9 protein-coding genes are annotated in these 21,970 nt (G+C 68.0%); 2 read left to right on the top strand and 7 right to left on the bottom strand.

Annotated elements, in window-relative coordinates:
* Nucleotides 1-102: 102 nt before the first annotated feature.
* From ABE483_RS07125 to purL, 3 genes are all read right to left on the bottom strand, one after another.
* Nucleotides 103-1,956 (bottom strand): S8 family peptidase, encoded by a 1,854-nt coding sequence (locus ABE483_RS07125; protein WP_313209240.1) that lies wholly within the window; start codon nucleotides 1,954-1,956, stop codon nucleotides 103-105.
* A 161-nt stretch (nucleotides 1,957-2,117) separates the two neighbouring features.
* Nucleotides 2,118-9,689 (bottom strand): ESPR-type extended signal peptide-containing protein, encoded by a 7,572-nt coding sequence (locus tag ABE483_RS07120; protein WP_346481410.1) that lies wholly within the window; start codon nucleotides 9,687-9,689, stop codon nucleotides 2,118-2,120.
* A 450-nt stretch (nucleotides 9,690-10,139) separates the two neighbouring features.
* The gene (gene purL, locus ABE483_RS07115; RefSeq protein ID WP_313220010.1) at nucleotides 10,140-14,024 is read right to left on the bottom strand and encodes a phosphoribosylformylglycinamidine synthase; all 3,885 of its coding nucleotides are present in this window, start codon (nucleotides 14,022-14,024) and stop codon (nucleotides 10,140-10,142) included.
* Between the two features lie 291 nt (nucleotides 14,025-14,315).
* On the opposite strand from purL, the gene ABE483_RS07110 reads away from it, so the two are divergent.
* Nucleotides 14,316-16,424: a glycosyl hydrolase family 18 protein gene (locus ABE483_RS07110; RefSeq protein WP_346481409.1), complete on the top strand. Its 2,109-nt coding sequence runs from the start codon at nucleotides 14,316-14,318 to the stop codon at nucleotides 16,422-16,424.
* Between the two features lie 99 nt (nucleotides 16,425-16,523).
* Here the strand turns inward: ABE483_RS07110 and ABE483_RS07105 are convergent, their stop codons facing one another.
* Both ABE483_RS07105 and xerD read right to left on the bottom strand, forming a co-directional pair.
* Entirely contained in the window at nucleotides 16,524-17,303 is a 780-nt protein-coding gene (locus ABE483_RS07105; RefSeq protein WP_313209232.1) for a thioredoxin fold domain-containing protein, read from the bottom strand.
* A gap of 104 nt (nucleotides 17,304-17,407) precedes the next feature.
* Complete coding sequence (gene xerD, locus ABE483_RS07100; RefSeq protein WP_346466150.1) at nucleotides 17,408-18,385, bottom strand: site-specific tyrosine recombinase XerD; 978 nt, start codon at nucleotides 18,383-18,385, stop codon at nucleotides 17,408-17,410.
* A 71-nt stretch (nucleotides 18,386-18,456) separates the two neighbouring features.
* Between xerD and ABE483_RS07095 the strand changes: the two genes are divergently transcribed.
* Nucleotides 18,457-18,933: an RDD family protein gene (locus tag ABE483_RS07095; protein WP_346481408.1), complete on the top strand. Its 477-nt coding sequence runs from the start codon at nucleotides 18,457-18,459 to the stop codon at nucleotides 18,931-18,933.
* 765 nt (nucleotides 18,934-19,698) lie between these two features.
* On the opposite strand, the gene lptG is transcribed toward ABE483_RS07095, so the two are convergent.
* On the bottom strand, nucleotides 19,699-20,808 hold the full coding sequence (gene lptG / locus ABE483_RS07090; protein ID WP_313209226.1) for an LPS export ABC transporter permease LptG: 1,110 nt from the start codon (nucleotides 20,806-20,808) through the stop codon (nucleotides 19,699-19,701).
* Nucleotides 20,805-21,884 carry an LPS export ABC transporter permease LptF gene (gene lptF / locus ABE483_RS07085; RefSeq protein ID WP_313209225.1) on the bottom strand — a complete coding sequence of 360 codons (1,080 nt, stop codon included), beginning with the start codon at nucleotides 21,882-21,884 and terminating at the stop codon, nucleotides 20,805-20,807. Before lptF ends, lptG begins: the two co-directional genes overlap by 4 nt.
* Between the last annotated feature and the right edge of the window lie 86 nt (nucleotides 21,885-21,970).

Genomic DNA, 21,970 nt, shown 5'->3' with positions numbered 1-21,970 from the left:
GACTTTAGCAGTTCACCGCGATCGTACGCGGGATTGCACACGGTCCAGATGTAAAAACGGGAGCCCGTCACATGACGGACTCCCGTTGGGGTTTTACCGGTCTTACTGGTTGGCGAGGATGCTCACACCGCTGAACGCGGACTCACCGACCACCTTGATGTAATACGTGCCGGCCACCGGCGCGGTGAAGCGCACGGTTTCACTGTTGCCCGGACGCGTGGACTTGGCATCGAACGCGGTCGCGGTCGGCTCCTTGCCCTGGCTCACGTACACCGACACATTGCCGCTGCCACCGTAGGTGAGCAGGCTCAGCACCTTGCCGGCCTGCGCCTCGAAGCTGTACAGCACTTCGCTGCCACCGGCGCCGCTCAGGCCACCGACGGCGACCTTGTTGGTCAGCGGCGTGGCCACCGGGCCGCAGTTCTCGGTGCACTCTTCTTCCAGCGCCTTGTCCAGGGCGGCCTTGGCATCGACGATGCCGGTGCCGATCGGGGTGGCGGTCGGGATGGTGACCGGGAAGGCCCGTGCGGTCTGCTTGAGCAGGGCTTCCAGCGCAGCCGGAGTGAGTGGATCCTTGCCGGCCGCCGCGACCGCGCCCTGCACCAGCGCTGCCACCGCCGCGACATGCGGGGAGGCCATCGAGGTGCCGGCCATGCCCACGTAGCTGTAGGCACCGGAGGTCGGCGTGGTCAGGCCGTTGTAGCCGGACTGCCACACGTAGCCGCCCGGATTGCCGTCCACGCTGCCACCGCCGCCCGGGCCGGACAGGTCCACCACGGTGCCGAAGTTGGAGTAGTAGGCGATCCCACCGGTGATGCGGGTGGCGCCGACCGCCACCACGTTGGCGCAGCTGGCCGGACGGAAATTGGAGGCGTTGGAGGCCGAGTTGCCGGCGGCGACCACCACGGTGGTGCCGCGCGACACGGCGCCATTGATCGCATCCTGGTACAGCGCATCACACGCGCCGCCGCCGCCCAGGCTCATGTTGATGACCTCGGCCGGATTGGCGTTGGCCGGGATCCCGGCCACCGTGCCACCGGAGGCCCAGGTGATCGCATCGGCGATGTCGGACAGGTAGCCACCGCACTTGCCGAGGACGCGGACCGGCAGGACGCGCGCCTTGTACGCAACGCCCGCCATGCCCACACCGTTGTTGGTGGACTCGGCGATGGTGCCCGCGACGTGGGTACCGTGCCAGGAGCTGTCATCGGCCAGCGAGCCGGCATAGCACTCGTTGTCGTTTTCTACCCAATCACCGTAATCCAGCGCACCCGGCACGCGCTCGTCGGTCGGTCGGCGCGAGGTTTCCGCATCGCTGATGAAGTCGTAACCGGCCAGCAGATTGCCGGAGAAATCCGGGTGCTGCGGCAGGATGCCGGTATCGAGCACCGCCACCACCACGCCTTCGCCCTGGGCGATGTCCCACGCTGCCGGCGCATTGATGCCGCCGGTAGCGCTGTTCAGATGCCACTGGTACTGCGCGTAGTACGGATCGTTCGGCACCAGCTGCGGGGTCGCGTCGCGCGGGCGCACATCGGTGCGCTGCAGCTTCACGTCCACTTCGGCGTACTGCACGGAGGGATCGGCCTTGATCTCGGCCAGCACCTTCTGCAGTTCGGCCGGGCTCAAGCGGCCCTGCAGGCGGATCAGATCGGCACCGACACCGAGCTTGCGCACGATCTGCGGGTTCACGGCACTGGCACGGCCGGCGGCGGAGCCACCGACACTGGCGCGGGCGACCGCCGACTGCACGGCCGTCAGCTTGGCCGAACGATCCGTGGCCGCAGCGGTGCCGGCGCGGTACTTGACGATGATGCGCTCTGCGCCCTGGGCGGCAGCCGGCTGGCGCACCGGCTCCTTGGCCGGCAGGCCCGCTGCATAGGCGCTGGCGCCTGCGGACAACGACAGCACGGCGGCTGCCAGCACATTGATGCGAAGGTTCTGCTTACTGGTCACGTTGACGTCCTCTTCAAGGTCATGGATCAAACGACTGTTCAGGCCAACACTCCATGCGAGCTCCCTGGCCGGCCCTGGCCAGGGTTCCCGTGACCCGCCCCCTCAGGCCTTGCATTGCGTTGCAACGGGGCCGCGCACGGCCCCGCATTGAAACCAACGGCTTACCAGCCAAAGCCGGCACCCACGCCGACCGAGCTGTCATCACTGCTGAAGGCACCGCCCAGGGTCACCGTGGCGCGCTCGCTGAGCGCACGCTGGTAGCCCAGCGACAGCGCCGATTCGCCGCCCTGGAAACCGACGCCGACACCGACGCGGTTCTGGGTGCGCACGCCGGCGGCGCTGGTGGCCATGTTGAGCATCGCCGCGCTCATCGCGCCCTGGCGATCGATGCGGCGGTCCTGGTGACGCAGGCGCTGGTCGATCTCGCCCTTGTAGATGTCGAAGCTGTCGGCCATCGAGGTGAAGCGCTGGTCGGTGTAGCTGTTGGCGGTCGCGATGCCGCCATCCAGCTGGCCCTTGTTGACCGCATCGGTGGCCTGCGTACCGGCCGCGACGTTGGCGACCTGTCGCTCGTTGCCGACGCTGCCGACCGAGACCGTATCGGCACGATCGGCCACCGAGCCCTGGCCCAGTGCCACCGAGTTGGCGGCCGAGGCGGTCGCACCCTGGCCGATGGCCGTGGCCGAGGCCCCGCTGGCCACGGCACCGTCGCCCATCACCACCGCATTGACTGCCGCCGGTGCCGCGGCCGGTGCGCTGAGCGGCTGGCTGCCGCCCACGCTGGCGGCGGTGGGCGTGCCCTGCACCGACGCGATGGCGTCGTCGCTGGTGGCGCTCATCACACTGGCCTCCGGTGCGACGCTGGCCGTAGCGAGCGCGGCGGTACGTGCCCGTGCACCGCTGCTGCTGCCACCGGCCACGCGCTGATCGAGATCGCTGACCTTGCGGTCGAGCGCGCCCAGTGCATCGCCCACGTTGCTGTACGTCGCGCCCTGGATCACATAGTTCGGCGCAACGAACACGCCCTGCATGCCCACGCTGGCACCGCCACCGAGGAAGGTGGCGACATCGGTGAGCGATTGGAACAACTGCCCACCGTTGATCGCCTGGCGGCTGCCGGACGCGATCGAACCGCTGCCGACGTTGTCCAGCGTGGTGCCCTGCAGACCCGACAGGGTCAGCGTGTCGCGGCTGCTGTCATCGTAGGTCAGCGCATTGGCGGTGACGTTCTCGACCGAGCCGATGCGGGTGTCGATATCACCCACCTGGGTTTCCACCGCGCCGACGCGCTGGTTGGTGGTGTTGAGCTGGCCGCCGGTCACGGCATCGGTGCTGCCCGCGGCAATGCGGCCAGCTCCGACGTTGACGATGCGGCGCGTGGCCGGGCCATCCGTGCCGTTGCCGCCACCGACCGACACCACATTGGCTTCGACCGCGCGCGAACCGGACCCCAGCGCCACCGCGTTGGCACCGGAGACACCTGCCGCTGAACCGATCGCGATGCTGTTGGCCCCGTTGCTGGCGAATGCACCGTTGCCGATCGCCACGCCATTGGTCGCATTGGTCGAGGCCTGCCGGCCCAGCACGGTGCTGTTGGCACCGCGTGCCGAGGCATCGGCACCGACCGCGGTGGCCCCGGTCGCCGAGGCGACGGCCGCGGTACCCAGCGCACTGCTGCGTGTCGCGCTGGCGGTGGCACCGGAACCGGCGGCGAGTGCATCACTGCCGCTGGCCGTGGCCACCCCGCTGCCGCTGGCCTGGAAGTGCTTGCCGACCGCATCGGCGGTGGCTGCGACCGAATCGAGTTGCGACTTGGTCACCGCGTCACTCGCATTGACCGCGTCACCGACATTGGTGATGCGGCGCGTGGCCGGGCCGGTAGTGCCATTGCCGCCGCCGACCGAGACCACATTGGCCTCGCTGGTGCGGGCACCGGCGCCGAGCGCGACGCTGCCTGCGCCACTGGCCGACGAACTGGTACCGACCGCCGTGGCGTTCAGGCCGCTGTAGGCATAGCTGTCCTGGCCGATGGCCGTCGCGCCCTGCGAGGTTGCCCATGCCAACTGCCCCACCGCGGTGGTGCGTGCGGCGGTGGCCCAGGCGTTGGAACCGGCCGCGACGCTGTTGTCGCCACTGGCCTGCGATGCGTAGCCGATCGCATTGGCGTAGCTGCCCGACGCGACACTGCCCCAGCCCAGTGCGGAGGCGTAATCACCACTGGCCTCGGCCCCATAGCCCAGCGCCGTGGTGCGTACCCCACTGGCCGCGCTGAAGGTACCGACCGCCGTGCTGTAGTCACTGCCTGCTTCGGCGCTGTAGCCGAAGGCCGCGGACTGCAGCCCGGCCGCCGTGGCACCGGCACCGGTGGCGGTGCTGAAGCTTCCTTCGGCCTGCGCCCCCGCACCGAGTGCGGTGGCACCGACGGCGCTGGCGCTGGTGGCCTTGTCGAGCAGCACGTTGCCGTTCTCATCTTCGTAATACAGCGCACCACCGATGGCGGTCGCCGAGTCGGCCGTGGCCGAGGCGTTGAAGCCCGATGCCGAGGCATTGCGGCCGGAGGCCAGCGAACCGCTGCCATAGGCCGAGGCCCCGGTGCCGAACGCGTTGGCGGCCTCACCCGCGGCGGTGGCATACGCCCCGTCGACATAGCTGCCGACGTCGTCGCCATTGCCGCTGCCCGACGCCTGGAAGAAGCGGCTGGTGGTTTCGGCCACATCGGCGACCGCATTGAGCTGATCGACATTCACTGCGTCAGTGCCTTCGGTACCGGCGGCGACGTTGGTGATCTGGCGTTGTGCGGTGGCCGTGCCGACGGAGACGGCATTGTCGCGGTCAGCGACGGACCCGGCACCCAGCGCGACGCTGTTCACGCCCTCTGCGCTGGCACTGGCGCCCAGCGCGGTGGCATTGCCTGCATCGGCCCACGCGTTCCAGCCGATTGCGGTGGCGTAGTCATCGGTCGCCCAGGCACCTGCACCGAACGCCGAGGCACCGGTTCCCGAGGCACGCGACGGCAGCAGACCGAAGAAGGTCGTGCCACCGATCGCCACGCTCTCATCGCCGGTGGCTTCGGAGTATTCACCGACCGCCACCGCACCCGAGCCGGACGCGGTCGAGGCCGCACCGACCGCGACGGCGTAAGCGTTGGAGGCCACCGCGCCATAGCCCAGTGCGGAAGAGAGCTGGCCGGTCGCTTCGCTGTAGCTGCCGAAGGCCGAGGCGCCGGCTTCGGACGCACTGGCGCGGAAGCCATTGGCGGTCGCCTGCTGGCCGCTCGCCGTGGACTGGCTGCCGGTGGCCGTGGCGTAGGCCCCTGCGGCCTGCGCGCCTGCACCGGTGGCAGTGGCGCCGATCTCGCTGGCGCCGGCACCGTTGCCGATGGCGACGCTGTCTTCGCCGGTGGCCTGCGCGTCACTGCCCACTGCTGCGGCACCTGCGGCGCTTGCCAACGCGTTGAAGCCAATTGCGGTGGCGTTGTCGGCGATGGCGGTGGCCCCACTGCCCAGCGCGCTGGCGCCGTTGCCGATGGCATTGGAAGCCTCACCGGCAGCCAGCGCATTCTCGCCTTCCACGTAGGCACCGGCGTCGCTGTCATCGCTGCCGCTGGCCTGGAAGTACTTGCTGGTCGTCGCAGCCGCATCGGCTACTGCATTCAACTGATTCACGTTCACCGCATCGGTGCCATCGGTACCGGCCGCGACGTTGGTGATCTGGCGCTGCGCGTCGGCACTGCCGACCGAGACGCTGTCATCGCGATCGGCGATCGAGTCCGCACCGAGCGCCACGCTGTTCGCACCGCTGGACGTGGCCGCATTGCCGAGCGCGGTGCTGTTCACGCCCGGTGACCATGCACCGCCGCCGACAGCCGTGGAGTAATTGCCCGAGGCTTCAGTAGGCAGCAGCCCGAACAGCGCACCACCGACGGCCACGCTGTTGGTACCGCTGGCCAGGCTGCCTTGGCCGGTCGCGGTGCTGTAGGCACCGGAGGCTTCGGCATCGCCGCCGAGGGCCACGCTGTTGGAGCCGGTCGCCTGGGCGAAGCTGCCCAGCGCGGTCGCGTTGAAGGCCGAGGCCACGGCATAGCCGCCGATCGCGGTGGTGTAGCTGGCGGTCGCTTCGGAGGCGAACCCGTAACCGGCCGAGAGCGTCCCGCTGACCACGCTTTCCGCACCGACGGCGGTCGCACCATCACCGCTGGCGCTGCTGAAGTAACCCAACGCCACCGATTCCTCACCGGCTGCATCGGACAGCGCACCACCGGCCAGGCTGCCGGCGCCGGAGGCGACGCTGGCTGCACCCGTCGCGGTGCTCTGCTCGCCGGAGGCCAGACTCTCTGCACCCGTCGCCGTCGCGTACTCGGCGGTCGACTGCGCGTTGGCACCGGTTGCGGTTGCATTGGCACCGCTGGCGACGGCATTGAAGCCCACTGCACTGGCGTTGTCGGCCAGAGCGAAGGCACCGCTACCGATCGCCGATGCGCCGCTGCCGGCCGCGAAGCTGCTCGAGCCGATGGCCGTCGCGTAGTCGCCATCGGTCGCCGCGTTCGCACCGGCGGCCACGCTCTCCTCGCCACCTGCGACGGCAACACCGTCACCGCTGGCCTGGAACTGGTCCGTCGCGGCGGTCAGCTGATCCAGATTGACGGCATCGCTGCCCTCGGTACCGGCGGCAACCTGGGTGATCTGGCGCTGCCGGCCATCGTTGCCAACCGAGACCGTGTAGGCACGGTCGGCGACGGAACCGGCGCCGAGCGCCACGGTATTGGACGCGCTGGCATTGCTGCCCGCACCGATACCGATCGCGCTTTCACCGCCGGCCACCACGTTGGTGCCGATGGCGATGCTGTTGATGCTGTTGCCGAGCGCCTGGAAGCCGACGGCGACGCTGTTGTCGCCGTAGCCGAAGGCACCGCGGCCAAGCGCGGTGGAACTACTGCCGCGCGCCCAGCTGTTGTAGCCGATCGAGGTGGACCCGGTACCGCTGGCCCACGCCGACTGACCCACCGCCGTGGCGTTGGCTTCGGTGGCCCACGCACTGGAACCGAAGGCGGTGGCGCCATCCGCAGTGGCCCACGAATATGCGCCGGTTGCCGTGGTTTCTTCACCGCTGGCAAAGGCGTTGTCGCCCTGCGCCACACTGTAATCGCCGGTGGCACGTGCCTTGTAGCCACTGGCCAGGCTGTTGCTGCCGGTGGCCTGTGCGCCACTGCCGAACGCGTTGCTGGTGGTGCCGGTGGCCTGTGCACCGGCACCGACCGCCACGCTGTCCGGCGCCGCGGTGGCACCGATCAGGATCGCATTGCCCTGGTCATCCACCAGCGGCTGGTTGTACTCGTCATACGCCTGGCCGAGGCCACCAATGGCCACGCTGCCGTTGCCGGTGGCGCTGCTGTTGCGGCCCAGCGCGACGGTGTCATCGCCGACCGCGGTCGCACCACCACCGACCGCCGTTGCCCCGGCGCCCAGCGCATTGCTGGCCTCACCGGCCGCCAGCGCATCCTCGCCATCGGCGAATGCACCGACCGCACCGCTGGCCGCGCCGTTCGCCTTGAACTGCGCCGAGGTCGCCGAGGCCGACGTCGCAACCGCATCGAGCTGCGCCTTGTTGACCGCGTCTGTGGCTTCGGTACCGGCCGCGACGCTGGTGATCTGGCGCTCATTGCCGACGTCACCCACCGAGACCGTGTTGTCCCGGGTGGCGGTGGAGTTGGCACCCAGCGCGACGCTGTTCGCGCCTCGCGCAGTGCTGTAGAAACCGACGGCGGTGCTCAGCTCACCGCTGGCCCAGGTCTCCGCGCCGAGTGCGGTGGCGCCCTCGCCCGGCGCGTAGGCAAAGTAGCCCACTGCCGTGGCCTCCGTGCCCGAGGCTTCGCTCAACGTGCCGTTGGCCACGGCGTAATCACCACTGGCGATCGCGCCTGCACCCACCGCCGTAGCGGCTTCGCCACTGGCCTGGGTCTGCACGAAGAAGCCCAACCCCGGCAGCAGATCCGCCGGACCGCCAATGGCGGTACTGCTGTTGCCGGTCGCCACGCTCTGCGTACCGACCGCCGTCGCGTAGTCGCCGGTGGCATTGGAGACCGCGCCGAACGCCGAGGCCTGTGCACCGGATGCGTAAGCACCCACGCCGTACGACGACGACGCGAAGCCTGCGGCTTCCGCACTCGCGCCCACTGCCGTGCCGCCCACGCCGGCGCTGGTTGCACCGGTATCGACCGGCACGCCCCCATTGGTGATCAGCGGGTTGCCATCGGCATCCACCGCTGCCCCGCCCACGGCCACGCTGCCCGGTCCGTTGGCCTGCGCGTTGGTGCCGAAGGCTGCGCTGTTCTGACCGGTAGCGCTGGCGTTGTAGCCGACGGCCGTCGCGTTCTGCGCGGTGACGGTGGCGCCGCTGCCGAGCGCGGTCGCGCCGTTGGCCAGCGCGTTGGACGCCTCGCCGATCGCGGTCGCGTTATCGCCTGCTGCAAACGCACCGGCATCGCTGTCGCTGCTGCCGGTGGCCTGGAAATTCTTGTCTGTGTTGGCGGCAACCGCGCCAACGGCGTCGAGCTGCGCCTTGTTCACCGCATCGCTGTCTTCGGTGCCATCGGCCAGGTTGGTGATCTGGCGACGCAGGCCGTTGTCCGCATTGCCGACCGACACCGTGTCGACGCGATCGGCATACGAGCCGGCACCGAGTGCCACGCTACCCACTGCAACCGCGGCCGAATTCGCGCCGAGCGTCGCGCTGAAATCCGCGACCGCGACGCTGAACGCACCCACCGCCACCGAGGCTTCGCCCGCGCTGGCCGCACCGCGGCCCAGCGAGGTGCTGCCCGGCCCGATGGCCAGTGCACCACCACCGATCGCGGTCGCACCATCGGCGCTGGCTTCGGCCAGACCACCGATCGCCGTTGCCGCACCGTTTTCACTGGCCGCTACCGCTGATGCGCCCAGGGCGACATCGCCCAGACCAAACGCTGCGGCGCTCTGGCCGAGCGCGATGCTGGCATCACCGAAGGCCATGCTGCCCTGGCCGAACGAACTTGCGCCGAGGCCAACCGCGAGTGCCTGGCTGCCAACGGCAGTGGTGGCATTGCCGATGGCCTGACTGCTGTTGCCCAGGGCCGTTGCGCCGTCGCCATCGGCGTTGGCGCTGGCACCTGCGGCCAGTGCACCCTCGCCATCGATCTTCGCCGCATCGGCGTCGGTGCCGTCACCATCGGCCTTGAAATAGCGGGTCGCGCCTTCGGCGGCGACCGCAACCTTGTCCAGCTGCGCCTTGTTCACCGCATCCGTAGCGGCGGTGCCGGCGGCGACGTTGGTGACCTGGCGCTCCTTGCCGGCATCACCGACCGACACGGTGTTGGCGCGGTTGGTTTTCGAGCCGGCGCCGAGCGCCACGCTGTTGGCACCGGAGGCGGTGCTGTTGCTGCCGATGGCGACCGCGTTGGTGCCCGAGGCCGTGGCGTTGCCATCGACCACGCAGCTGTCGATGACCTTGCTGTTCAAGACCACGCAGTTCGCATTCCCGCCCACTTCCACCGACTGCGCGTGCGCTGTCTGCGTGGCGCCTGCCACGCCCAATCCAAGCGTCAGCGCGATGGCGACCGAGAGCAGTGCGGTGTTGCGTCCGCCAGCGGTTCGGCGTTGATCGATGACGACACCCGAGGACTGGCTGCTGGCCAATTCCGAGGCGACGACCATCTGCCCCAGTGCTTTGTTCCAGACCTTGCGATAAATCCGATTCATCGATGCGGCTCCTGATTAGGCTGGTTTTAGGCAAAGCGACGCCAACGCCGGACCGCGTGGTCCAACGTCCCCTGGGGGCGTTTTTTCGCTTGATTTACTGCGTTGTGCGCAATGGCTGGCAGATACCTACAGCGTGCTCGCCATCCATGCGGTTACTGTGGAACTGAACGCTGTCGAAATGAGGATGCAGTGTTAACGTACAGTTTCAATGACGTCAAGACTTTGACGTTGATTTTGATATGACCGTGTCGCGCGTCACAAAAACGCCGCGTTATTGCGCATTTTTGTTAGCTGCATGTGAGCAAACGATATAACGGATTTTCACGTTGTAACGCCGTGTAACTCATTGCTCCCGATGAGTTTGTGCACCGCATAAAAGAAAACCGCCGGACAGGCCGGCGGTTTCTTCACGCGATTTTCACTGCATCGATTTTGATGCGTTGCGCAGTATCAGCCGCACCATACTCTTGCGTTGCGGAACATCCGCAGCCACGGTGAATCACCGTTCCAGTCCTCCGGATGCCAGCTGTGGTTGATCGCACGCGGGGTGCGTTCCGGGTGCGGCATCATGATCGTGGTGCGGCCATCGGTGGTGGTCAGGCCGGTGATGCCGTCGGGCGAGCCGTTCGGATTCAGCGGGTACTGGGTGGCCACGTTGCCATCGCCATCGATGTAACGCAGCGACACGCGCGCCGCGGCCTGGTCGATTGCGTTGGCGAACACCGCCTGGCCTTCGCCATGCGCCACCGCGACCGGCAGGCGTGAACCGGCCATGCCACGCAGCAGGATCGACGGCGATTCCACCACTTCCAGCAACGCGGTGCGCGCTTCGAACTGCTCGCTGCGGTTGCGACGGAACTGCGGCCAGTGCTCGGCACCGGGGATGATGTCCTTCAGCTGGCTCATCATCTGGCAGCCGTTGCACACGCCCAGCGCGAAGCTGTCCTCGCGGGCGAAGAAAGCCGCGAAGGCATCGCGCAGCGCGCCGCGCTCCAGCACCGAGGTGGCCCAGCCGCGGCCGGCACCGAGCACGTCGCCGTAGCTGAAGCCACCACAGGCCACCAGACCGGTGAAATCGGACAGTGCAACACGGCCTTCGATCAGATCGCTCATATGCACGTCGAACGAACTGAAGCCGGCACGTTCGAAGACGTTTGCCATTTCAATCTGGCCGTTGACGCCCTGCTCGCGCAGCACCGCCACGCGCGGACGTGCGCCGGTGTTGATGAAAGGCGACGCCACATCTTCGTTGATATCGAAGGTCAGCTTGGGCTTCAGGCCCGGCGCGTTGAAGTTGCGCGCGATCGCACGCTCCTGGTCGGCGTTGTCCGGGTTGTCGCGCAGCTTCTGCATGGCGTGGGTGACCGACCACCAGGCATCGAACAGCGCTTCCCAGCGCCACTCGACCAGGCTTTCGCCCTGCAGCGAGACACGCACCACCGGGGCGGTGGTCGGACGCGCGATGCGCTGCGCGCATTCGGTCAGTGCATGGCGTTCGACCAGATCAGCAAACGCGGCGCGGTCTTCCTTGGCGATCTGCACCACCGCACCCAGCTCTTCATTGAACAGGCTGCGGAACGGATCATCGCCCCAGGCATCCAGGGTGATGTCCAGGCCCAGGCGCGAGGCGAAGGCCATCTCGCACAGCGCGGCAAACGCACCGCCATCGCTGCGGTCGTGGTATGCCAACAGCAGGCCGGCCTGGCGCGCATCGCGGATCAGTTCGAAGAACGCGCGCAGGCGCTGTGCATCGTCCAGATCCGGCACGGCACCGGCGAAGGCCGGCAGCGCGGAATGGTCGGCGTGCACCTGGGCCAGGATCGAGCCGCCCAGACGCTGCTTGCCAGCGCCCAGGCCGATCAGCCACAGCTCGCTGTCGGCGTCACGGTCCAGCAGCGGGGTCAGCTGGCCGGTCGCATCGGCAACCGGCGCGAACGCCGAGATCACCAGCGACACCGGCGACACCGACTTGTGCGCCTGCCCGTTGTCCTGCCACTGCGCCTGCATGGAGAGCGAGTCCTTGCCGACCGGAATGCTCAGGTCCAGCTGCGGGCACAGCTCCATGCCGACCGCACGCACCGCGTCATACAGCAGCGCGTCTTCGCCGTGATGGCCCGCCGCGGCCATCCAGTTGGCCGACAGCTTCACCGTTTCCAGTGCATCCACCGGCGCCGCACACAGGTTGGTGATCGCTTCACCGACCGCCATGCGCGCCGACGCGGCCGCATCCAGCAGCGCCAGCGGGGTGCGCTCGCCGATCGACATCGCTTCGCCGGCCACGGTGTCGAAACCGGCCAAGGTGATGGCGACGTTGGCCAGCGGCAGCTGCCACGGGCCGATCATCTGTTCGCGTGCGGTCAGGCCACCGACGCTGCGGTCACCGATGGTGACCAGGAAGTTCTTCGAGGCCACCGAGGGATGGGCCAGCACGCGCAGACCCGCTTCGTGCAGGTCCAGCCCCGCGGTCTTCAGCGCCGGCCAGCGCGGCGCCGACGGGTGCACGGTGTCGCGGTGCATCTTCGGCGCCTTGCCGAACAGCACGTCCATCGGCAGATCGATCGGGGCATCCACCGGGGTATTGCCCACGGTAGCGCCGTACGCCACGACGAGCCGCTCTTCAGCGGTTGCGACGCCAACGGCGGCGAACGGGCAACGTTCGCGCGCGCACAGCGCGGCGAACTCGGCCAGGCGCGCCTGCGGCACACCGAGCACGTAGCGTTCCTGCGATTCGTTGCACCACAACTGCATCGGCGACAGCGACGGGTCATCGGCGGGCACCTTGCCCAGATCGATCACACCGCCCACGCCGGAGTCATGCAGCAACTCGGGAATCGCGTTGGACAGGCCACCGGCGCCCACGTCATGGAACCAGCGGATCGGGTTGTCCAGGCCGAGCGCGACGCAGCGGTCGATCACTTCCTGGCAACGACGCTCCATTTCCGGGTTGTCGCGCTGCACGCTGGCGAAATCGAGGTCTTCGGCGCTTTCACCGGAGGCCACCGAGCTGGCGGCGCCGCCGCCCAGACCGATCAGCATCGCCGGGCCACCCAGCACGATGACGGCGTCGCCGGGCTGCAGGCGCAGCTTCTCGACCTGGTTCTGGTCGATCGCGCCGAGGCCACCGGCCAGCATGATCGGCTTGTCGTAGGCGCGGGTCAGGCCCTCGCCTTCGGGCAGTTCGAAGCTGCGGAAGTAGCCAAGCAGGTTCGGGCGGCCGAACTCGTTGTTGAACGCGGCGCCGCCGAGCGGGCCGTCCAGCATGATGTCCAGCGCCGGCGCCATGCGCGGGTTCAGCGCGCGCGGGGCCTCCCACGGCTGCGGCAGGGTCGGGATGCGCAGGTGCGAGACCGAGAAACCGGTCAGGCCGGCCTTCGGCTTGCCGCCGCGTCCGGTCGCACCCTCATCGCGGATTTCACCGCCGGCACCGGTGGCCGCACCCGGGAACGGGGCGATCGCGGTCGGGTGGTTATGCGTTTCCACCTTGATGCAGAACGCCGAATCGACCACGGCTTCGCTGCGGTACTGACCGGTGGCCGGGTCCGGGCGATAGCGCGCGGCCGGGAAACCGGCGACCACCGCGGCGTTGTCGCTGTAGGCGCTCAACGTGTGCTGCGGGGTCTGCTGGTGGGTGTTCTTGATCATGCGGAACAGCGAGTGCGACTGGTCGGCACCGTCGATGGTCCAGCTGGCATTGAAGATCTTGTGGCGGCAGTGCTCGGAGTTGGCCTGCGCGAACATCATCAGTTCCACGTCCGACGGCTTGCGGCCCAGTTCGCCGAAGCGCTGGCGCAGGTAGTCGATCTCGTCCTGGGCCATGGCCAGGCCGAGGCGGCTGTTGGCTGCCTCCAGATCCTCCAGGGCGATCCGTTCCAGCTCACCGCGCGCCGGGGCGCTGAACAGCGCCTGCGCCTGCGCGGTCTCGGCCAGCACGGACTGGGTCATCGGGTCGTGCAGCGCGCGGATCACCGCTTCCTGCGCGGCCGCGTCGGCCGGCCAGCCGGCCAGATCGATGCGCAGGCCACGTTCGACCCGGCGGATCGGTTGCCCGGCACCGCGGACCAGCTCGGTGGCCTTGCTCGACCACGGCGACAGCGTGCCCAATCGCGGCACCACGAAGCGCGATACCGCCCCGTCCTCACGCCCGGCCAGGGTCGGCTGGGCCTCCAGGATCCGGCTCAGGATCACCGGGTCCGGGGCCGCATCGCCCTCGGTCTGGATGAAGTAGACATGCCAGGCACCGGTGATGCGCAGATCGGCGGCCAGGGACTGCAGGCGGGATTCAAGACGTTCGCGGCGGAACGGCGAAAGGGCGGATGCGCCCTCGAGGACCATCATGTCCGGGGAACCGTGGTTGGGAACGGGGCCCACTATTGTACCCAAGTCGGCCGCCGCGGCCCGGCCCTGGGGATCGGCCTGCCTGGGAGGCGGCAAGGTGCGTTCACACCCGAACCATGCGCTGGTTCACGGATTGCGCCGGGATTACATGACAACGTTATCACCACCTGGCCCCAGCGCCCGGTGCTGTCCGTCCCCCATGTCGTTGCCGGCCTCTCTCACCGGCGCCCGGACCTGCTGCACGCATGCCGCCATCCCGGCGGCATGCGCCCACCTGATCGGAGACCGACCATGCCAGACCCGATTGCGCGCCGTGCAGTGACATCGTTTTCCTCCCCCGCCCTGCGTCCGCGCCGACGGCGCTGGTTGCTGGCGCTGGCCTTGGCCGCTGCCGCCGGCACGCCCACGCTGGTGCAGGCCGCGAACTGTACCGGGGCGCCCGAATGGAATGGCGCGGCCATCTATCTGGCCGGCCAGACCCTGCAGAAAGGCGGCGTGCTGTACCGCGCCAACCAGGACATCTGGAACGCCCCACCCGACCACCCGGCCGGTGCGCCCTACTACACCAACCTCGGTGCCTGCGATGGCAGCGGCAGCAACCAGCTGCCCAGCGTCGCGCTGACCTCGCCCGCCGCCGGGGCCAGCTTCACCGCCGGCAGCAGCATCACGGTGAGCGCCAATGCCAGCGATACCGATGGCAGCATCAGCAAGGTCGAGTTCTTCCGCGGCGGCACCTCGCTGGGCATCGACACCAGCGCCCCCTACAGCGTGGTCTGGAGCAATGCCTCGGCCGGCAGCCACACCTTCAAAGCCGTGGCGACCGACAACAACAACGCCGTGACCTCTTCGGCCACCGTCAATGTGACCGTCACCGCGGCCAGCAACGACACCACGCCACCCAGCGTTCCGGGCGGACTGGCGTCCCCGTCCAGGACCGCCACGACGGTGAACCTGGCCTGGAACGCGGCCACCGACAACAGCGGCGGCAGCGGCGTGGCCGGCTACGACGTGTACCGCAACGGCAGCCTGGTCGGCTCGCCCAGTGCCACCCAGTACACCGATGGCGGCCTGGCCGCGAGCACGGCCTATACCTACACGGTGCGGGCACGCGACAACGCCGGCAACGCCTCGGCGCAGAGCGGCTCGATCAGCGTAACCACGGCCGCCGGTGGCGGCGGGGGGGGCGCCAAGCGGGTGATCGGCTACTTCACCCAGTGGGGCATCTACGGCCGCAATTACCAGGTCAAGAACATCGACACCAGCGGCTCGGCGGCGAAGCTGACCCACATCAATTACGCCTTCGGCAACGTGCGCAACAACCGCTGCGAAGTCGGCGTGACCCAGGCCTCCGACCCGAACACCGGCGTGGGCGGCGATGCCTACGCCGATTACGGCAAATCCTTCGCGGCCGGCGACAGCGTGAGCGGCACGGGCGACACCTGGGACCAGCCACTGCGTGGCAACTGGAACCAGCTCAAGCAGCTCAAAGCCAAACACCCGAACGTGAAAGTGCTGATCTCGCTGGGCGGCTGGACCTGGTCGCGCGGCTTCTCCAGCGCGGCGCAGCCGGCCAACCGGCAGGCGTTCGTGGCCTCGTGCATCGACGCCTACATCAAAGGCAACCTGCCGGTGGCCGATGGTGCGGGCGGTGCGGGTGCGGCGCTCGGCGTGTTCGACGGCATCGACATCGACTGGGAGTACCCGGTGGCGTGCGGGCTGAGCTGCGGGACGCCGGCCGACAACGCCAACTTCACCGCGCTGCTGGCCGAATTCCGCCGCCAGCTTGATGCGGTGCGGCCCGGCCTGCTGCTGACGGTGGCCGTGGGCGCGGGCGTGGACAAGATCCGGGTGACCGATCCGGCCAGCTACCACCCGTACCTGGATTTCATCAACGTGATGACCTACGACTTCCACGGCGCATGGGATCCGCAGACCAACCATCACTCGGCCCTGTTCGATTCACCGGCTGATCCCTCCACCGGCGACCAGAAGCTCTACAACAGCAACGATGCGATGGAAGCCTTCCTCAGCCGCGGGGTACCGGCCAGCAAGTTGAACCTGGGCATCGGCTACTACGGGCGTGGCTGGACCGGCGTGGCCAGCGGCAACAATGGGCTCTACAAGAGCGCCAGCGGCGCGGCACCGGGCACGTACGAAGCCGGTATCGAAGATTGGAAGGTGCTGAAGACCCTCAACTGGCCGGTGTACACCGACAACGTCGCCAAGGCCACGTGGATCTCCAACGGCACCACGTTCTGGAGTCTGGATACGCCCGCGATGGTCACCGAGAAGATGGGCTATGTGAAAGCACAGGGCCTGGGCGGTGCATTCTTCTGGGAGTTCAGCGGCGATGATGCGCAGGGCACCCTGACCAAGGCGATCAGTGACGGCTTGAAGTAAGCCCGCCTGACACGGGGCGCTGCCTCGCTGATCCCGCAGGGACGCGCCGCGTTGATCGCAACAACGAAAACGCCCCGGCCTGGCCGGGGCGTTCTGTCTTCAGCGGCTGCCGCCTGCCGAGACGCGCTCCAGCGCGGCCTTGAGCTGCGCCGGCGGCAGGTAGCCACCGAGCTGGGTGCCATCGGCGGCGAAGATCGCCGGAGTGCCGTTGACGCCCATCTGCTGGCCGAGCTTGTACTGCATGGCCACCGGATTGGTGCAGTTCTTCGGGGTGACGGCCTTGCCGGTCTTGGCGGCGGTCAGGGCCTGCTTGCGGTCGGCAGCGCACCAGACCGAGATCATGTCGGTGTAGTCCTGGCTGCCCAGGCCCATGCGCGGGAAGGCCAGGTATTCCACGGTGATGCCGTTGCGGTTGAGCTCGGCGATGTCCTGGTGCAGCTTGCGGCAGTAGCCGCACTCGATGTCGGTGAAGACGCTGACGGTGTACTTGGCATTCGGCGCGGCAAACACGATGCGCTCGTTGTGCGGCACGCCATCGAGCAGCTTGCGGCGGTAGCTGAGCAGGCCCTGGCTGCTGACCGGCGCCTTGTTCTGGATGTCGTACGGCTGGGACTGCATCAGGTAGCGGCCGTCATCAGAGACGTACAGCACCTGGCCTCCGACCAGCACCTCGCGGAAACCGGCAAACGGCGCGGCCCCGATGAAATCAGGCTTGAAGGTGGGGTCCAGCTGCTGCAGCGCGGTGCGCACGCGCTGGTCGGCATCACCGGCAGCGGCCGGGGTGGCGGCAGTGGTCTTGGCCGCCGGAGCGGACGGTTGCTGCGCGCAGGCAGACAGGCTGAGCGCGCCGAAGAGCGCCGCAATGGCAACACGGAGCATCGAGCATTCCGGTGTAAGAGGTCAGGCTGGATTCTCGCACAGCTGCCTGCTCACGCAGCTGGACCGCAGTGGAACGGTGAGGCGCGGCCGCGTTTGGCCCCGCCTCAGCCGCGCGGGTGGTGCTTGGCGTGCAGCTTCTGCAGGTGCTCGCGGGCCACCAGCGTGTAAATCTGGGTGGTGGACAGCGAACTGTGGCCGAGCAGCATCTGCAGGGCGCGCAGATCGGCGCCCCGGTTGAGCAGGTGGGTGGCGAAGCTGTGGCGCAGGCCATGGGGACTGATCCGGGCGGGGTCGATCCCGGCCAGCACCGCGTACTTCTTCACCAGCCCCCAGAACTGCTGGCGGCTCAAGGGATGCAGGGAGGGCTCCAAAAACATCGGCACAGCGCCGTCCTGTGGCGTCGGCACGTTGCGCTTGCCGGTGAGCTGCGGGCGCGATTCGGCCAGATAACGTTCGAGCCAGTGCTGGGATTCTTCCCCCAGCGGAACCAGCCGTTCCTTGCTGCCCTTGCCGGTCACGCGCAGCACACCTTGGCGCAGATTCACGGCATTGGCCGGCAGGTTGACCAGTTCGCTGACGCGCAGGCCCGCGGCATACATCAACTCCAGCATGGCGCGGTCGCGCAGCCCGAGCGGCGTCTCGATGTCGGGACTGGCCAACAGCGCATCGATCTGGCTTTCGGCCAGCGCCTTGGGCAGCAGCCGCGGCAGCTTCGGCGGATCGAGCAACGCACTGGGGTCATCGCTGCGCTCGCCGCGGCGGACCGCATCGGCGAAGAAGGCCCGCAGCGCGGAAAGCAGGCGGGCATTGCTGCGCGGCGACCAGCCATGGCGGGAGCGCCAGGCCAGGTAGTCGAACAGCCCGGCGCGATCGAGACCGGCCAGCCCGCCGGCCGCGCCATCACGCCAGCGCGCGAGACCTTCCAGATCGCGCCGGTAGCTGTCCAGACTGGCACGCGCGAGGCCGTGTTCGGCCCAGGCCGTGTCGAGGAAGCGCTGGATGCGGACGTTGTCATCGTCGCGCAGCTCGGGCAGGTGCTGGATGAGCTGGCGGCGCAGTGCGGGGGTGGTGGCATCGGACATGCGCACAGCATACGGAGCAGGCCGTGCGTGGGCCATCGAACGCGGGCAGCGGGCCGGGTATGCTCCGGGTCATGACCGATACCGCGCTGTCGTCCCCCGCTGCTGATCGCCCTGCATCGTTGCTGCTGTGGCGGCTGTTGTCACTGTTGTACGACTTCTTCCCCGCCCTGGCGCTGTGGATGCTGCTGGGGGCGGTGTTCGTGGCGGTCTACACGATCAGCGGTCACGCAGCGCGGGAGAACATCGCCCCGTTCAGCGCGTGGCAGTGGGCGTTGTGGGCATGCTGCTGGGTCGTGACAGGCCTGTACGCGACGATGAGTTGGCGCCGCGGCGGGCAGACGCTGGGGATGCGGCCGTGGCGGTTGCGGGTGGTGTCGCTGGACGGCACGGGGCCGACGCGCAGGCAGTTGTGGCTGCGGTATGCGGTGGGGTCCCTGTCGGTGCTGACGGCCGGCCTGGGGTTCTGGTGGGCGCTGGTGGATCGGCAGCGGTTGACCTGGCATGACCGGGCCAGCGGGACGCGGGTTGTGCGGCTGCCGAAGTACTGACGCGCTGACGCACTGACGCACTGACGCTCTAAAGCCTTCCAGAACAGCGCTGAAAGCAGCGCCTCTGTTTTCTGTGCGTTTGCGGAGAGGCGCAACCCATTTCTGGGCCCGCTGCAAGTCCCGCTCCGCGGCCCGGCCCAGCCGCTGGCGGCTGTGCGTTCGGTCGGATGCGAGGCAGTGCCTCGCAAGCGATCCGCCCTCACCCATGTAAGCTCGTAGTGCGCCATCCATGGCGCACTACGGCCCTGAAATGGGCTGCGCCTCTCCGCATTGACAGATTGCGAAGTGCGGTTGATCAAGGCGGATTTGTTGCGTGACCGACGTTTCGCACTCAGTACCGGCTCTCGCGATCAAGACGCGTAAGGAGCGCAATCTTCATAGCGAAGTCGTACCTTCGCTGAATCGATCAAGCCTTCGTCGATCAATTGCTCAGTCGCTCAGTCGCTCAGTCGCTCAGTCGCCAAGATTCAATACGAACAGCGTCACTTCGCCAACCCGTCAGAACGGTAGAGCCGGGCCATGCCCGGCTGCTCCTGCTCTCCCTACCCCCACCAGAACACTGTCGGAGGCGCGACGGGATTGCCAGGCCGGGACCGTGTGCTGCCATGGATGGCAGCACACGAGCCTACATGGACGTACTTGCGGCGGGTCCCGGAATGGCGAGCCCGTCGCGCCTAGCTCGAGAGCACATGGTGGCCGCTTCGGCTTCGGCTTCGGCTTCGGCTTCGGTTCTGGACTTTGGCGTCTGGCGTTTGAGCTGAAAAATCAGCCCGACTTCCGTCGGAACAACAACCCGGACACCACCATCATCACGATCGGCGGCAACGCATACGCAATCCGGTAATCGAACTTCAACGCACCGGCCATGCGCCCGAAGAACAACTGCAACAACCAGAAGCCCAGCGCGAACAGAATGCCCAGGAACAACCGCTTGCCCATACCGCCACTGCGCAGCGAACCGAACGCGAACGGCACCGCCGCCAGGCACAACGCCAACACATTGATCGGATAGAACCAACGGCTCCAGTACACATCCTCGTAATCGCGCGCATCCAACCCATTGCGCTTGCGGTACTCGATGCTGGTACGCAGATCCATCGCCGTCAGATTGCGTGGCTTGGAGATACCACTGGCCAGCGCCGCCGCATCCAGGCGTGAATTCCACGGCTCGGATTCGGCCGTCTCCCGCGTTGCCGAACGCTCACCGAACGTGTCGCGGCGGACCTTGTTCAATACCCAGCCATCGGCGCCATGTTCGGCGGTGGTGGCGTAGGTCAGCGAGGCCAGGCGGCCGTCGTCGGCGATCTTGTACAGGCGCACATCGTGCAGGATCAGCCGCGTGCCCCCGCCGGCCTGCAACTGCTCGTCGCCGCTCTGGGCGTTGAGGAAGGTGTCGCCTTCGCGCGCCCACACGCCCGAATAGCGGGCCGCGCTCAGGCTGCTGCCCCACTTGGCGCTGATCTTGATGTCGTCGGCCTTGCTCTGGCCCCACGGGCCCAGCGTTTCGCCGCTGAACACCATCACCGCGGTCATCAGCGACAGCGCGATCGCCACCGAGACGCTCAGCCGCTTGCGCGACAGGCCCAGCGCGCGCAGTGCAGTGAGTTCGGAGGTGGCAGCCAGCTGGCCCAGGCCCATCAGCGCGCCGATCACGGCGGCGGTCGGGAAGAAGGTATAGGCGCGGCGGGGCACGGTGTAGAGCACCCAGGCGGCCGCGTGACCGAGGGTGTAGCTGCCCTTGCCGACGTCCTTGAACTCGCCGGAGAAGGCCATCACCACGTCCAGGCCGACCAGCACCGCCCAGGTCAGCAGGACAGTGCCGAACACGGCGCGGCCCAGGTACAGATCAAACCGCATGGGGCGCAACACGTTCATGCGGTCCTCCGGGGACGCGACAGTTTGCCGTCGCGGAAATACATCCACAGGGCGAGGGCCAGCAACGGCAGCGTCAGCCACCACAGGCCCGCCACGGCGGGAATCTTGCCATCGGCGATCCAGCGGGTGCCGATGAACATCAGGTTCATGCCCACCATATAGGCCAGGAAGGCCAGCATCATCCGGCCGTAGCGCTGCTGGCGCGGCGAGCTGCGGGCCAGCGGCAGGGTCATCAGGGCGAAGGCCAGCGCGATCAGCGGCGGGGCGATGCGCGAGTGCAGCTGCGCCTGGGCCTCGGGGCGCTCATCGCCGAACAGCTGGGTGGTGCGCAGCAGTTCGGGGTCGTCGTCCTTGCGGGTCTCGGCGCCGTCAGGCATGGCCACGTCGTTGCGGGCGAAGGTCATCAGCTTGTAGTCCAGCGCACCGTTGGCCGGGCCTTCCACCTGGTGGCCGTCATCCAGCTCCAGATAGCGTTGCTTGGCGCCCTCGAAGTACATCCGGCCGTGATCGGCGGAGATCACTTCGATGCGGTCCTCCTTCTGGCGCTGCAGGAAGACCTTGCCCAGCTGGGTGCCGTCCGGGGAGACCGAAGACAGGTAAACCACGCCGCCATTGGGCAGGGAGGTGAACTTGCCCGCCTCCAGGCCCGCCATGACCACGCTGCGGTTGGCCTCGTCGATCATTGTCTCGCCGGTGCGGTCGGCCCAGGGGCCCAGCCACAGCGAGCACAGCCCGATCAGGCCGACCACCGGCACCACCAGCATCAGCAGGGGGCGCAGCAGGCGCTTGGGGCCGACGCCGATGGCGGTGATGACCGCCATTTCCGAGTCCCGGTAGAGCCGGGCCGTGGCCAGCAGCAGGCCCAGCATCAGCGCCAGCGGCAGGATCAGCGGCATATAGACGATGAACTGCAGGCCCAGCTGTGAGAACAGCAGGCGGGCAGGCAGGCGGCCGTCGGCGATGTTGCCGAGGATGTCCACCAGGACACCACCGACGCTCACCACCAGCAACACGATCAGGGTGGCCAGGAAACTCTGGACGAAATCACGCAGGAGATAGCGATCGAGCTTCGACATGGGGCGGTGGTTTAAACTCTCGGATTCGTTCGCGGTGCTGCCCAGTCTACTGACGGGACGTAAACAGCTCGCGATTGTACGGATTT

The sequence above is a fragment of the Stenotrophomonas sp. TWI602 genome (assembly GCF_039674045.1).
Lineage (GTDB): Bacteria > Pseudomonadota > Gammaproteobacteria > Xanthomonadales > Xanthomonadaceae > Stenotrophomonas.
This window is presented reverse-complemented; position numbering and strand designations above follow the sequence as displayed.

Coding starts and splice junctions, on each gene's coding strand:
- ABE483_RS07095 (WP_346481408.1), top strand. CDS start 18,457: ATGACCGATACCGCGCTGTCGTCCCCCGCTGCTGATCGCCCTGCATCG.
- xerD (WP_346466150.1), bottom strand. CDS start 18,385: ATGTCCGATGCCACCACCCCCGCACTGCGCCGCCAGCTCATCCAGCAC.
- ABE483_RS07120 (WP_346481410.1), bottom strand. CDS start 9,689: ATGAATCGGATTTATCGCAAGGTCTGGAACAAAGCACTGGGGCAGATG.
- lptG (WP_313209226.1), bottom strand. CDS start 20,808: ATGAACGTGTTGCGCCCCATGCGGTTTGATCTGTACCTGGGCCGCGCC.
- lptF (WP_313209225.1), bottom strand. CDS start 21,884: ATGTCGAAGCTCGATCGCTATCTCCTGCGTGATTTCGTCCAGAGTTTC.
- ABE483_RS07110 (WP_346481409.1), top strand. CDS start 14,316: ATGCCAGACCCGATTGCGCGCCGTGCAGTGACATCGTTTTCCTCCCCC.
- purL (WP_313220010.1), bottom strand. CDS start 14,024: ATGATGGTCCTCGAGGGCGCATCCGCCCTTTCGCCGTTCCGCCGCGAA.
- ABE483_RS07105 (WP_313209232.1), bottom strand. CDS start 17,303: ATGCTCCGTGTTGCCATTGCGGCGCTCTTCGGCGCGCTCAGCCTGTCT.